This window comes from Maribacter arcticus (genome assembly GCF_900167935.1).
Classification (GTDB): domain Bacteria; phylum Bacteroidota; class Bacteroidia; order Flavobacteriales; family Flavobacteriaceae; genus Maribacter; species Maribacter arcticus.
In genome coordinates, this window is sequence record NZ_FUYL01000003.1 from 83,655 (window position 1) to 97,835 (window position 14,181).

Annotated in this window: 12 protein-coding genes; 3 read left to right on the forward strand and 9 right to left on the reverse strand. The window is 34.3% G+C overall.

What is annotated here, in order from left to right; translation table 11 throughout:
* The first annotated feature begins 19 nt into the window (after positions 1-19).
* The 3 genes from B5X55_RS05795 to B5X55_RS05805 all read left to right on the forward strand — a co-directional run bounded on the left by B5X55_RS05795 (position 20) and on the right by B5X55_RS05805 (position 3,767).
* Positions 20-2,071 carry a thioredoxin domain-containing protein gene (locus B5X55_RS05795; protein WP_079511671.1) on the forward strand — a complete coding sequence of 684 codons (2,052 nt, stop codon included), beginning with the start codon at positions 20-22 and terminating at the stop codon, positions 2,069-2,071.
* 74 nt (positions 2,072-2,145) lie between these two features.
* Complete coding sequence (locus tag B5X55_RS05800) at positions 2,146-2,970, forward strand: mechanosensitive ion channel family protein (protein WP_079511672.1); 825 nt, start codon at positions 2,146-2,148, stop codon at positions 2,968-2,970.
* Positions 2,971-3,077: 107 nt separating this feature from the next.
* Positions 3,078-3,767 (forward strand): hypothetical protein, encoded by a 690-nt coding sequence (locus B5X55_RS05805; RefSeq protein WP_143814418.1) that lies wholly within the window; start codon positions 3,078-3,080, stop codon positions 3,765-3,767.
* Between the two features lie 12 nt (positions 3,768-3,779).
* Here B5X55_RS05805 and tsaB read toward each other — a convergent pair whose 3' ends face one another.
* The 9 genes from tsaB to B5X55_RS05850 form a co-directional block, all read right to left on the reverse strand.
* Positions 3,780-4,460, reverse strand: coding sequence for a tRNA (adenosine(37)-N6)-threonylcarbamoyltransferase complex dimerization subunit type 1 TsaB (gene tsaB, locus B5X55_RS05810; protein ID WP_079511674.1), 681 nt, complete (start codon positions 4,458-4,460; stop codon positions 3,780-3,782).
* Between the two features lie 83 nt (positions 4,461-4,543).
* Complete coding sequence (locus B5X55_RS05815; RefSeq protein ID WP_079511675.1) at positions 4,544-5,902, reverse strand: TolC family protein; 1,359 nt, start codon at positions 5,900-5,902, stop codon at positions 4,544-4,546.
* Between the two features lie 36 nt (positions 5,903-5,938).
* Complete coding sequence (locus tag B5X55_RS05820; RefSeq protein WP_079511676.1) at positions 5,939-7,087, reverse strand: efflux RND transporter periplasmic adaptor subunit; 1,149 nt, start codon at positions 7,085-7,087, stop codon at positions 5,939-5,941.
* A gap of 43 nt (positions 7,088-7,130) precedes the next feature.
* The gene (locus B5X55_RS05825; protein ID WP_079511677.1) at positions 7,131-8,393 is read right to left on the reverse strand and encodes an ABC transporter permease; all 1,263 of its coding nucleotides are present in this window, start codon (positions 8,391-8,393) and stop codon (positions 7,131-7,133) included.
* Position 8,394: 1 nt separating this feature from the next.
* The gene (locus B5X55_RS05830; protein WP_079511678.1) at positions 8,395-9,624 is read right to left on the reverse strand and encodes an ABC transporter permease; all 1,230 of its coding nucleotides are present in this window, start codon (positions 9,622-9,624) and stop codon (positions 8,395-8,397) included.
* Complete coding sequence (locus B5X55_RS05835; RefSeq protein ID WP_079511679.1) at positions 9,617-10,318, reverse strand: ABC transporter ATP-binding protein; 702 nt, start codon at positions 10,316-10,318, stop codon at positions 9,617-9,619. Before B5X55_RS05835 ends, B5X55_RS05830 begins: the two co-directional genes overlap by 8 nt.
* A gap of 92 nt (positions 10,319-10,410) precedes the next feature.
* Complete coding sequence (locus B5X55_RS05840; protein WP_079511680.1) at positions 10,411-11,526, reverse strand: efflux RND transporter periplasmic adaptor subunit; 1,116 nt, start codon at positions 11,524-11,526, stop codon at positions 10,411-10,413.
* A gap of 37 nt (positions 11,527-11,563) precedes the next feature.
* Positions 11,564-12,823: an ABC transporter permease gene (locus tag B5X55_RS05845; protein WP_079511681.1), complete on the reverse strand. Its 1,260-nt coding sequence runs from the start codon at positions 12,821-12,823 to the stop codon at positions 11,564-11,566.
* Positions 12,824-12,898: 75 nt separating this feature from the next.
* Positions 12,899-14,146 carry an ABC transporter permease gene (locus tag B5X55_RS05850; RefSeq protein ID WP_079511682.1) on the reverse strand — a complete coding sequence of 416 codons (1,248 nt, stop codon included), beginning with the start codon at positions 14,144-14,146 and terminating at the stop codon, positions 12,899-12,901.
* Positions 14,147-14,181 lie beyond the last annotated feature (35 nt).

Sequence of the window (14,181 nt, forward strand, 5' to 3'; positions counted from 1 at the left end):
AAATCAAATCAGTAATCTAATGGCTAAGCATCCAAAATTTACTAATAACCTAATCAACGAAAGTAGTCCGTACTTACTGCAACATGCCCACAACCCTGTAAATTGGGAGGCATGGAACCCTGAAGTTCTGAAAAGAGCAAAAGATGAAAAAAAGCTACTATTAATAAGTATAGGTTATGCTGCTTGTCATTGGTGTCATGTTATGGAACATGAATGTTTTGAAGACGAAGATGTAGCGAAGGCCATGAATTCTCATTTTATTAATATTAAGGTTGACCGTGAAGAAAGACCAGATATTGACCACATTTACATGGATGCTTTACAAATGATGACTGGCAGTGGCGGTTGGCCTCTAAATATTTTGGCATTACCTGATGGAAGACCCTTCTGGGGCGCAACTTTTGTAAAAAAACAAGAATGGATTCAAGTGCTAAACCAGTTGCAAGAATTATATGAAAATAATCCTGAAAAAATTATTGGCTATGCTGAAAACATGGCTCATGGATTAAAAGAAATAAATACCATAGCAATTGAGGAGAATAGTGACATCATATCCATTTCTAGAATAAATGATATAGTAAAAGATTGGTCTACTTATTTCGACACATTTTTAGGTGGCTACAAGAGAGCCCCTAAATTTATGATGCCCGTTAATTTGAATTTCCTTTTACATTATGGACACTCACAAAAAGATGAAGCGATTAATGAATATGTGCATACCACATTAACCAGAATGGCCTGGGGCGGTATATTCGACCATGTAGGCGGTGGCTACTCAAGATACTCTGTAGATACTAAATGGCATGTTCCCCATTTTGAAAAAATGCTTTATGATAACGGATTATTAATCAGTCTCTATGCAAAAGCATATGCTACAACTAAGAATATCCTTTATAAAAATGTAGTACAGCAGTCTATTTCTTTTATTAAAGAAGAACTTTTAGATGTAAGTAATGGTTTTTACTCTTCTCTTGATGCTGATAGTTTATCGGAAACAGAAAAACTGGTTGAAGGAGCGTTCTATGTTTGGAAAGAAAAACAACTTCGAGAAATTCTCACGGATAACTACCCACTTTTTGCTGATTTTTATAGTATCAATTCTTATGGTTATTGGGAAGAAGATAACTACGTGTTAATTAGAGATGCAGAAGCCAAGGACATTGCTAATAAACATGATTTGACGGAGGAAGCAGTTTTCAGCACAATAACAAAATGTTTAAAATTATTAAAGCAAGAACGCGATAAAAGAGAGAAACCAAGGCTTGATGATAAAATTCTAACCTCTTGGAATGGTTTAGCCCTAAAAGGCCTTACAGATGCCTATAGGTTTTTGGGAAACAAAGAATATTTAGAAATGGCCCAGCAGAACGCGCATTTTATTCTAAACAATTTAGTTGATAAAGAGGGTGGTCTTTATCATAATCACAAAAACGGCAAAAGCACTATTTCTGGTTTTCTTGAAGATTATGCTGCTATAATTGATGGTTTTATAAGTTTATACGAAGTAAGTTATAATGAAACATGGTTAAACCACAGTTTAAAACTAACCAACTACGTAATCGATAATTTTTCAGACACCTCTACAGGTTTATTTTTCTTCACTTCTAATAAAGGAGAATCTTTAATTCGAAAAACCTTAGAAGTAGCTGACAATGTGATACCCTCATCCAATTCTATAATGGCTCATAATCTTTTAAAGCTTTCTAAATATTTTCCAGAAGAAAGTTTTGAAATAAGATTGAATCAAATCATGAATACAATGCGGAAATCAATCACTGAAAATCCACAAAATCACGCCAATTGGCTTCACCTTTCACTATTAATGGATCAAGATTATTATGAAATAGTCGTTATTGGTGAAAATTTTGAACCCATATGCAAAACCTTAATGAAGAACTACTTGCCAAACGTTATATTTGCCGCTTCAAATTCTAAAACTAGCAACTTACCATTATTTATGAATAGGTATGTTATGAATAAAACACTGATTTATGTCTGTAAACACGGTAGCTGTCAGTTGCCTGTTGAGGAAACCAATAAAGCCTTGAACTTAATCAATACCAAATTCTAAAAATTGCTCAGTCACTAATCATTGCCGCGGTTACCACAATAGTTAAATAGTAAAGAATAAAAATAATAGTGAATATGGATAAAATTTTGAACCTTCAAGAACATGCAGACAAGGCATTAGATTGGATGTGGGCCGTATTGCCCAATTTAGTAATTGCGCTCTTTCTTTTATTTGCAGGTACATACGTCATACGTTTCATTAATAAAATGGTACACAAATTCTTTTTAAAGAAAGACTATGATTTAGCCTTGGAATCATTTCTGCAAAGCTTTATCAATATAGCGTTGAAAATGATACTTTTTGTACTTGTAATCACCCAATTAGGCGTTCAAACAACTTCTTTAGTTGCAGTACTCGCTTCTGCAGGGCTAGCAATTGGTTTAGCGCTACAAGGATCATTAGCCAATTTTGCGGGTGGTGTATTAATATTAATATTCAAACCTTTTAAAATAGGGGATTGGATTTCCGCTCAAGGTGTAGATGGTACCGTAAAGGAGATCTCTATTTTCACTACAAAATTAAGCACTTTCGGAAATCAGGTTGCTGTCATTCCAAATGGTCAACTTTCTAACAACACCATTATTAATTACAATGCATTAGATACCAGAAGAGATAAAATTGATGTGGGTATAGGGTATGGTTCTAACATAAAACAAGCCAAAGATATATTATTGGCGATATGTAATGACAGCGCGACCATACTTAAAGAGCCTATTCCTGAAGTATATGTTGGCGAATTGGCAGATAGTTCGGTGAATTTGACCCTTCGTTTTTGGGTAAATAATCCAGATTTTTGGGCTGCGCATTTTCATGTTTTGGAAGAAACAAAATATCGCTTTGATGCTGCCGGTATTGAAATACCATTCCCACAACGTGTAATTACCCAAATGAAAAATTAAAATTTCTTATAACAGTAAACTAAAATCCTTAATCACTAGAGGATTTTTTTTTGTAATTAATTGATTTTCAATTTATTATTTATTATATTAAAGTAAAATCAATGGTTATGAACAAGCTTTTAATTTTTATTTTTTTTGTTTCCAATATCTGTTTTTCCCAGGGGGTACAGACCATTGGAAGGTCAAGTGGTCTAATGACTCCTGCGCAAATGGGAATGTCTTTTTTTGAAGTACCTATTGAGGGTTCGCCATATATAAATGAGATTTTTAAAAAAGGAAAAACTATAATTAATGGTAAACATACAAGTGATGCTTTAATGAGATATGATGCATACCGTGATGCAATTGAAATAAAAAATGAAAATGATATAGCAAGAACTTTGTTGAGAAGAAGCAACATTGTCGCCGATATAGATGGTACAATTTATATGGTTAGGGAGTATCGCGAAACAGGTGAAAATAAATTGGGGTATTTCAACCCTCTAAATGAAGGATATGTCAGACTTTTAATAAAACCTAAGAAAATATTTACACAAGCCGAAAATCCAGAAAACGGGTACGATACATTTAAACCTGCAAAGTATCAAGATATTTCAATGTATTATATGCAAAAAGGTGATGAACCCGCAATTGAAACTAAACTGTCAAAAAGAAAAATTCTAAGTTTTTTAAATGATAGTTCTGAAGTATTGAAACAATTTATTAAGAAAAATGAATTGAATATGCGCTCAGAAAGTGATATTATCATATTGATAAACTTTTACAATACCCAGGAAATGGATAATAAAACGTTATAAGTTTTTTATTTATTACTTATCCTTCTTTGTTTGTAGAACAAAGTCCTTTAAATAATAAGGCTCGAAATAAGCAACATCCTCAAAATCTTTGTTTTTAAATTTATCGAATGATATCAATGCCATTTCTTTTGCCGATGGTACAACATCAAGGTGAAACGTAAGATTGTCAGAATTAAAAATTCCTTTAATCTTCTCGGCACCACTTCCCAGAAAATGAACAGAAGTTGAGCCAATATACGCTTCAAATGATTGTTCATCTATAATTTCTGCCTTCGTCTCCCTTACTTGATTAAGATGGTTATCAAAAACCGCAGAATACACTTCCATACGTCTAGCATCTAAAACTGGAATTACTAGAGCATCTTCGTCAACACTCTTTAATTGAGAGGCCATACTTTTTAATGTAGAAACAGAAACAAGCGGCACATCCATAGCATAACACAAGCCTTTTGCAGCAGAAACTCCAATTCTTAATCCCGTATAAGAACCTGGTCCTTTACTCACTGCTATAGCCTCTAAATCTTGCATTTTCAAAGCAGCTTCATTCATTACCTCTTCAATAAATACGTGAAGTTTTTCAGCATGAGAATAGTTTTCAGAATTTAATTCTTTCATCGCCAGTATAACTCCGTCTTTCGCCAAGCATACCGAGCAATTTGTAGATGATGTTTCAAGATTTAATATTACGCCCATGATGCAAAGGTATTACTTACTATAAAATGAAAAAGCCTGTACACATTAAAATGTTACAGGCCTTTAAATTATAATTGATTCGACTAATCTAAAGAAATAGGGATACCGAAATAGAATTCCAATATTTTTAATCTAAAGATATAATCATATTTAGTACGAATTACATCAGCCTCTGCATTGTCAACCCTCGACTGCGCTTGACTGAAAATAAATGAATTCATTAGCCCTACATCGAAACGTTCTTTTGCATAATCGTAAGCCAATCTTCTAGCCTCTAAAGTTTTTTCAGCGGCATAGTATGCTTTTGCAAACGTTGTAACATCAACATACCTTTGGTTAACGGTTGTTTCCAAATCTAACTTGTCTTGTTCAAACTGAAGTTTAGATTTTTCTAAATTTATACGTGAACGTTGTACACTATTACGGGTACTCCAACCATTAAAAATCGGTACATTTAATTGTGCCCCATAAGAGATTCCATCAAAAATCCAAAGTTGGTCTATGAATCCAGGTGTAAATACACCCCCAGCTCCATCCGGTAAAGGTTGAGTAGCATCAGAATATCTTGCTCCATATTGAAAAAATCCAGTTAAGGTTGGGGCATAAGCGCCTTTTGCAATCTCTAAATCTTTCTCCGCTAAGTCTACAGTAGATTTAGAAAATTTAATATCATTTCTAAATTCTAATGCTTTCGCAAAAATTGTTTTAGCAGAATTATTCAATATATCCGATGGTGGAATTTCGAAAGATTCATCCGCAATATTAAAATTATCGTAATCCGTTATTTGCAAAAGTTGAGCCAGGTTTATTCTTGAAATCAACACCAAGCTTTCATTATTGACCATTTGTTGTTCTTGCCCAGCAGCAGTTGCCTCTAAATCAAGTAAATCTCCTTTAGGAACTACACCAGCTTCAACCAATTCTTTTGTTCGTTTTAAATCTTGTTCTGTAATAGCATATTGTGCTCTTGAAACTGCCAAGGCTTCTTTATTAGATAAGATTTGAAGATAATTATTAGCAACACTCAACTTTATATCATCTTTCAGATTATCTAATCTATACTGATTACTAATTGCATTTAATTTGGCACGTTGTAATTGCTTAAAATTTCTTAACCCGTTGTATAGCGTAATATTAGAACTAATATTTCCACCAACACTAACAGTAGATTGATTACCTGCAACAGGCTGGTTAGAGGTACTAACAATCGTAAAACCAACATTTTTTGATGCACTTGAAGAAGCATTTAACGTAGGCAACATATTACCCAACGCATCAGACTGATCAATATTTGCATTTTCTAAATCCAATTCGAATTGTTCAACCGTAAGGTTGTTCTCGACAGCATAGAATACGCATTCTTCCAAAGTCCATTTCTTTTGTTGTGCCATGGTAATCATCATGCCAAACAAAAATATAAAGACGGTTATTTTAAATTTCATTTTTTGATTGTTTTGATTTGTATTTTGATTGATTCTTTATTCTACCGATTCGTTTTCAGCATCTTTCTCGTCACCTTTTTTAATAGGTTCGGTTTTGTTCCATTGTTTAACCTTATCATCTTTCGTTAACCCAGAAATAATCTCAACATTAATTCCATCAGATATTCCTATTTCTATATCCTTACGTTCAAATTTTTGTTCCTCGGCAGAACCAACCAACACCTCAACATAAGGTTTATCTGTTTGTCTATCGAACTGTAGCAACGCTTCTGAAATCACCAAAACACTATCTTTTCTTTCTAATACCAAAGATGCATTAGCGCTATACCCCGCACGGATAAAAATATCTTCTGAATTTTCTACATCTCCTTCAATCTTAAATTGAACCGCACCAGTCTCCTCAATACCTTTTGGTGCTATAAATCGTAATTTTGCATTCAACTCTTTTCCTTCTACAGCACCTAAATTTATTTTTAGTGGTGCGCCAACTTTTAATTTTCCTACTTCGCCCTCATCAACTTTTCCTTCAAATATCATTTTACTCAAATCTGCGATAGTCGCAATCGTTGTCCCATCATTAAAAGTGTTACTTTGAATAACTTGATCACCCACTTCTACAGGGATTTCTAGAATAGTACCATCAACAGTAGCTCGAATATTCGTATTTGCGCTTGAAGACCCTCCTGATGATCCTACTCGAATAATCTGATAATCTGCCTGTGCATTTTGTAATTCTTGCTGTGCTTGGTCAAAACGCAACTTTAAATCGTTAAAATTTTGACTAGAAATAACTCCTTTGTCGAAAAGAGTTTTATTTCTATCGTATTCTATTTTAACGTTGCTTAGCGATATGTTGGCACTATTCACTCTACCTTTTGCTTGATTTAATGATTGCTCGTTAGGAACAACTTTTATGAGAGCAATTAAATCACCAGCTTTAACTTCAACACCTTCTTCAAGATAAATTTTTTCAATAATTCCTGAAATTTGTGGTTTAATCTCAATTTCATCTTCAGGAATCAACTTTCCTGTAGCAACCGTTTTCTTCTCAATATTCGCAATAAAGGGATTGGAAGTCTCATAGGTAATGGATGATTTACTGTTACTTTTGATAAAAAATACTGCCGCCCACAAAGCCCCAAGAACTACTAGGCCAATTAATGTATATTTTACAAATTTGTTCATTTTAATAGATGTTTATCGTTTAATATTTGGTTATTGTTATAAATTATTCTTCTCTTAAAGCTTCAATAGGTCGTATACTAACTGCTCTCTGTGCAGGAATTAACCCTATCAAAGTGCCCAATACGACCATAATGACCAGGGCTCCTATCACATAAGGAATTGGAACCGTTGGGTTTGTATATGGAAAATCTATATCCTTAGTTAATGAATTAATGAGTGCTAGTACACCTGCTCCTAATATGATTCCTAGAATACCAGCTATTACTGTTAAAAAAACTGATTCCATAACAATCTGATTTCTAACTTCCGCTGGTGTTGCCCCTAGAGCCCTTCGTACTCCTAGTTCCTTTGTACGCTCTTTTACAGAAATCAGCAATATGTTACCAATACCAATTACCCCAGCTAAAATTGTAGCAATACCCACTACAAGAGACATAAATGTTAGTCCGTCGGCAAAACCCATTGTTTTAGAAAATGCCTCTCCTAAATTGAAAGAACCAAACGCACGTTCATCTTTAGGATCTACTCTATGAATATTTCTCAGTAAGGTTTTAATATCTTTTTCTACCTGTACTACATCAACATCATCATAGGCAGCAATACACATATAACCAATATTATCGCCAGAATTATAAAGTTTTTGATATGTAGTAAAGGGTATAAACATAGCGCTATCAGAATCAAAACTCACCCCTTGTGCAAGTTTATGCACTCCTATTACTTGAAAATAAACGCTACCAACCCTAATCCAAGTTCCTACAGGGTTCTCATCTTTATTATACAGTTCTTGTTCAACCCGCTCTCCAATTACAATTACTTTTCTAGCTTGATCTATATCTTCTTGATTGATGAATCTACCTCCATCATATATTTTTTTTGTAGATATTTTAGTGTAAATAGGATAATCTCCATTTAAAACATAACTACCATATTTTTGACCACGAACAGTATATACAGGTTCTGATCCAAATTGACCTTGAGTAATTCTTGGTGCTATATATTGAACTTCAGGAATTCTATTTTGTATAGTTTTAACATCTTCTAATTTTAATTGAAGAGGCCTACCGGTTTTAAAACCGTCATACGGCATGCTGGTACTTTGAGCCCATACGAACATACTATTGATAGCCACAGTTTTAAAAACCTTGTCAAAACCATTGTCCAAGCCTTTTGCCGCTCCAGATAGCGCTATGTATATGAATATGCCCCAAAGCACACCAATAACGGTAATAATTGTTCTGGTTCTATTCTTACTAATTGAACCAAAAATCTCTTGCCATGTATTTCTATCAAATAAAAATCCCATATTATTCGTCTCTTAGTGCTACAATAGGTTTAATACGTGCCGCTCTTTTTGCCGGAATATACCCTGCAACGCCGCCAAAAATTATTAGTACGACAGTTGCAAATATTGCAACTGGCAAATCTATGTAAGGGTTAGTAATAAAGAAGTCTTCTAAAGTTTTATCTAAAGAACTTAAAATAGCTATACCTATTATCATACCTACAACACCCGATATGGTAGTTATAAATATAGATTCTAGAAGAATGGTACTTATTACAGATTTAGGGGTTGCCCCTAATGCTTTTCTTATGCCCAATTCCTTAGTACGCTCTTTCACCACAAAAACCATAATATTACTTATACCTATAATTCCTGCTATAATAGTCCCAAATGCAACAAAAGAAACGATTAGCTGTAAAACCCTTGCTAATTGTTGTGTTTGCTTTAACCCTTCTGCAACGTTTCGTATATATATACCGTTTTGATCAGATGGTTTAATAAATTTCTTTTCTTTAAAAAAAGTGGAAAGACTTTTTTCTAATGCGATAGCCCCTGTGTACCCTAACTCAGGTCGAAAAGCAACAATAATTTGATCTACCTTATCTGTATTTTTTTCTATCAATTGTAATGTGGTATAGGGCACATAAACTCTACGCTCCTCATCATCACCACCATCATCTTGATACACACCTACTACTTTAAAAACACTACCACCTAGGTCAATATAATTACCAATCGCATCTTCTTGACCGAATAAATCTTTTTCAACCAACCTTCCTATTACCGCAATCTTAGTTTTTTTCTGAATATCTAATTGATCTAGATACCTACCTTTCATGATAATGGTTTTCTCGGCAAATTGATGTGAAGGCGCAACACCCCTTGTAGAATAATTATTAGATTCGTTTTTATATTTAGTTAAGTAAGACCTACTAATTCTAGGAGTTACATATTCTAAAAACAATGGAAAGTCTTTTTCAATATCGGATAAATCAGATTTATCAAATTCTATCTGCCGACCAGATTTATATCCCTTATACGGCATTGTGGTTTGCCCTGGAAAAAATGTAATTATATTTTGCGCATCATCCTCAAAAAATAATTGGAAGGTATTTATAAGGCCATTACCAAAACCAAATAACACTACAAAAATTAAAATTCCCAAAGCCACCGTAAAACCAGATAAAAAAGTCCTTAACTTATTTTTCTGGATGGTTTGAAATATTTCTCTCCAATTATCTCTACTAAACATATTTTGCAGCTCTAACTTGTTCTATTTTCTTATCCTCTATAATAACACCATCCTTTAAATGAACAATTCGCTTACACATGTCTGCAATATCAGGTTCATGGGTAACAATCAATATCGTGTTCCCTTGATCATTTATCTTTTGAATTAGATCCATAACCTCATAAGAAGTTGTACTATCTAAAGCACCCGTTGGCTCATCTGCCAATAACACTTTAGGTTCCGCGGCCATAGCCCTTGCAATTGCAACACGTTGTTTCTGACCACCAGAAAGTTCGCTAGGTAAATGATTAGCCCATTCTTTAAGTCCAACTTGGGCTAAATATTTCAATGCCTTTTCTTGACGTTCCTTTCTAGGCACTTTTTGATAGTACAATGGCAGAGCAACATTCTCAGCAGCACTTTTATAATTAATAAGATTGAATGATTGAAATACGAAACCTAAAAATTTATTGCGATACTGTGCAGCCTTGGTTTCATTTAAATTTTTTATAGGGACTCCATCCAACGTGTAAGAACCTTCATCTAATTCATCTAACATACCCAAAATATTCAATAACGTAGATTTTCCAGAACCGGAAGAACCCATGATAGCTACTAATTCACCTTCCTCAACATTAAAATTTATTCCTTTAAGTACGTGAAGTGAATTCTTGCCCATTTTATAGGACTTATGAAGATCTTTAATTTGAATCATGTTGGTTGTTGTTTTAGACAATTTTCTACACTGTCTATGCTTTAGACTAACCAGTGTTTAAATTGTTACAGGAATTTATGTGTTTTTTTAAATTAATTTTCAGCCAATTCATCTGGCTTAACTTCGTTCCAAACTTTTATTTTTTCACCTTCTTTAATTCCAGAAATTATTTGAACATGAATACCATCGCTAATACCCAGTTCTATTTCTCTTCTTTCAAATTGTTGTTCTCCTATTTCAATTTCTACGAACGGTTTTTTAGTTTTATCATCAAACTGAACCAAAGCCTCCTTAACAGCTAAAACACTATCTGCACGAGCAAGTATTATAGATGCATTGGCACTTAAACCAGCTCTAATAAATATTGAATCTTGCTTTTTCAGAGTTCCTTTAATTTCAAATTGTATCGCGCCATTTTCCTCATTTCCTTTAGGAGCTATATAATCCAATACGGCATCGAAAACTTTATTTTCAATTGCTCCAACAGTTATTTCTAATGGAAGGTCTTCTTTAATTTTACCAACTTCAGACTCATCAACCTTACCTTCAAAAATCATTTTATCAACATCTGCAATCGCTGCAATAGTAGTTCCTTCATTAAAATTATTACTTTCAATAACCTGATTACCTACTTCTACAGGAACTTCTAGAACCATACCGCTAACCGTTGCTCTAATTTGAGTATTGGCAGCATTACCATACCCTGCAGTTGTACCTGTTTTAACAATATCGTATCTTTTATTAGCCGCAGTATATGATTGTTTTGCCTGATTATAAGTTACCTCTGCCCTTTCTAAATCCACTTTTGATATAACACCTTTATCGAACAGTCCTTTTTGGCGGCCCAAATTCCGTAGTTGATCATCTAAATTAATTTTAGTTTCGTCAATAGTATTTCTTGCATCATTCAAAGCATTAAGATTGGGAACAACCTTAATTGTACATAGCAAATCGCCCGATTTCACAAAATCGCCACCTTCAACAAATACCTCCTCAATTACCCCAGATATATTTGGTTTAATTAAAACCTCCTCTAACGGAAGTATACTACCCGTAGCCATTGTTTTCTTAATGATTGTCTGCTTCGAAGGTTCCTCGGTTAAATAAACTACAGGGTCCTCTGCATTCTTTTGATATAAATAAAACATAGACCCGCCAAAGGCCAGTACGATAATAAGTAAAATGATAATTGTTGTTGATTTTTTCATTTTTTTGATTGGTTATATATTTTTCTAATCGATAAATTTATTCTGTTCTTAATGCCTCAATAGGTCTTATTTTGATAGCACTTTGAGCAGGTATGAAGCCTGCTAACAATCCTGAGAATATTAAAATGACCAATGCGCTTACCACCACACCCAAACTTACACTGGGGTTTACAAACATATCTACTGGACCCACAGAATCAAGCACTGCATTTACCCCGTAAATAAAAGCTGCACCGAAAATGATTCCGACCATACCCGATATAATGGTCAAGAATATAGATTCCATTAAAATTTGTTTTTTAATAGACCAAGGCGCTTCTCCCAATGCCCTTCTAATACCAATTTCTTTAGTTCTTTCTTTAATCACAATCAACATGATATTACTTACCCCTATGATACCTGACAATAATACAAGAACACCAACAAAATAAGCGACCCAACGCAATGCACCGAACAAACTTTCTACCCTATTAAATTGCTCGTATAAATCAAAATAGCCTACCGCACGCTTATCATCTGGATGTATTTTTCTTTTCTCTTTCACCACACCCACAATTTTTTCCTTCATGTTTGAAATTGAACTACCGTCTTTAGCCGTAATTGCCATCCAGCCAACATCGTTAGACATATTAAATGCTTGTGAAAAGGCCGTAAAGGGTACAAATATTTCTTTTTGCCCCTCTTCACCATCGCCATCATTACTTTTCTTTTTATAAGTGCCTACCACCATAAAATTTACCCCTTGAATTTTCATGTAGGTACCTAGAACGTCTTCGCCTTTATCGTAGAGTTCATTTTTAACTCCATCACCTATGACAGCAATTTTTCTATTATCATCAATATCATTTAGATTAAGAAACCTTCCTGAGGTAATGGTCATTGGTTCTTGCCTAATAATCTGTGGGTAATCTCCATATACATTAAAAGCACCTGTTTTTAAGCCGCGCACGACATTATTACCACCACCAAAACCACCTAATTGATTTCGAGGAGATATAAACCTGAGATTTGGCACATTATCTTTTATAGCCTGTACATCTTCTAACTTAAAACTAAAGCGTCTACCTTTTGGTAGGCCCTTGTATGGTATTGTGGTATTTCTTGACCACATGAACATAGTATTGGTTGCGATATCTCCAAAATCTGCCCGTATTCCATTTTCTAAACCTTTGCCCGCAGCAAGAAGTATGATGAGAATGAAGATGCCCCACCCTACACCAAAAGAAGTAGCCAGTGTTCTAAAAACATTACTGGACAACACTTCTAAAATTTCCTTCCAACGGTCTTTGCTGAACATGGTTTAACTTTATTAATTAATAGTTTAAGGATTGAACTAATCAACAATCAATCCTAACACAATTTCAAATAGGAATTACTCGTCTCTTAAAGCCTCAATAACATGAATTTTCGCGGCTCTCCATGCAGGAAAAAATCCTGCTATAGCACCTGCGAAAATCAAAACAAAAACAGTAGTGAGCGCAACATTAAAATTCACTGAAGGGTTTAAAATATAATCTACTTCAACATGTGGGCCAACAATCTCCAATAACCCCATACTTAATATGAGTCCGCTAAAGCCTGCAATTGCAGTTATAAAAATAGCCTCGTGCAAAATCATTCCAACAATTGACCATGGTTTAGCTCCCAATGCTTTTCGAATACCAATTTCTCTAGTTCGTTCTTTCACCACTATTAGCATAATATTACTTACTCCAACAATACCAGCGATGATAGTACACACACCTACAAACCAAAAGAAAAATTTGATTCCACCCATTAGAGAATAAAAACGCTTAGCTTCCTCCATAGGATTATAAATCTGAATTGCACTTGTGTCATCTGGAGCTACGGTATGTGCTTTTTGAAGGTAAGACTTAAGGTCATTCTTAAACTTGATTGATTGTGCTACTGCAGCTTCAAAATCTTCTGCTGGCGGTAATGTATAAGACAAGTTATTTAATTTATCTGCTCCATTGAAAACTTGTTGGGCGGTACTTATAGGAATATAAATACGGTCTTCTTCACGTTCACCCCCAATATCACCGTATACCCCGACAATTTTAAATGATATCCCAGATATATCTAAAAACTCTCCAACGGGGCTCTCTAATTCTTTAAATACTTCACGATTTATTTTGTTACTGATAATGGCAACCTTTGCCTTGGTATCCTCATCTTGCTGATTCAAAAATCTACCTTGCGAAATAAATTCGTTTTCTATGAATTGAAATTGATGAGATACACCTTGTACATTATATGCTAAAGATTCATTCCCATAATTGACAAATGAATTTCGCACGAATAGCCTTGGAGATTTATTCTCTATTTGATCCTCTAATAAAACTGCTGCAAACTCATAATTCTCATTTCGTAATTGAATAGGCCTACCAGGGTTCATCCCTTTATATTCAATTGTGGTAACTCCTGGCCAAACCCAAACACTAGTTGCTGCATCCTGTTCAAATTCTTTGGCAATACCATTTTGCATGCCTTGCCCGAAACCCAATAAAATAACTAGAATGAAAATTCCTGAAGCCACGGAAAGTCCTGTGAGAAAGGTGCGCAATTTATTTTTGCGAATAGTATCGAAGATTTCCTGCCAACGTTCTAGATCGAACATGAGATTGATTAATTTGATTGATTGATGAATGCAAT

Coding starts and splice junctions, on each gene's coding strand:
- B5X55_RS05795 (WP_079511671.1), top strand. CDS start 20: ATGGCTAAGCATCCAAAATTTACTAATAACCTAATCAACGAAAGTAGT.
- B5X55_RS05800 (WP_079511672.1), top strand. CDS start 2,146: ATGGATAAAATTTTGAACCTTCAAGAACATGCAGACAAGGCATTAGAT.
- B5X55_RS05805 (WP_143814418.1), top strand. CDS start 3,078: ATGAACAAGCTTTTAATTTTTATTTTTTTTGTTTCCAATATCTGTTTT.
- tsaB (WP_079511674.1), bottom strand. CDS start 4,460: ATGGGCGTAATATTAAATCTTGAAACATCATCTACAAATTGCTCGGTA.
- B5X55_RS05815 (WP_079511675.1), bottom strand. CDS start 5,902: ATGAAATTTAAAATAACCGTCTTTATATTTTTGTTTGGCATGATGATT.
- B5X55_RS05820 (WP_079511676.1), bottom strand. CDS start 7,087: ATGAACAAATTTGTAAAATATACATTAATTGGCCTAGTAGTTCTTGGG.
- B5X55_RS05825 (WP_079511677.1), bottom strand. CDS start 8,393: ATGGGATTTTTATTTGATAGAAATACATGGCAAGAGATTTTTGGTTCA.
- B5X55_RS05830 (WP_079511678.1), bottom strand. CDS start 9,624: ATGTTTAGTAGAGATAATTGGAGAGAAATATTTCAAACCATCCAGAAA.
- B5X55_RS05835 (WP_079511679.1), bottom strand. CDS start 10,318: ATGATTCAAATTAAAGATCTTCATAAGTCCTATAAAATGGGCAAGAAT.
- B5X55_RS05840 (WP_079511680.1), bottom strand. CDS start 11,526: ATGAAAAAATCAACAACAATTATCATTTTACTTATTATCGTACTGGCC.
- B5X55_RS05845 (WP_079511681.1), bottom strand. CDS start 12,823: ATGTTCAGCAAAGACCGTTGGAAGGAAATTTTAGAAGTGTTGTCCAGT.
- B5X55_RS05850 (WP_079511682.1), bottom strand. CDS start 14,146: ATGTTCGATCTAGAACGTTGGCAGGAAATCTTCGATACTATTCGCAAA.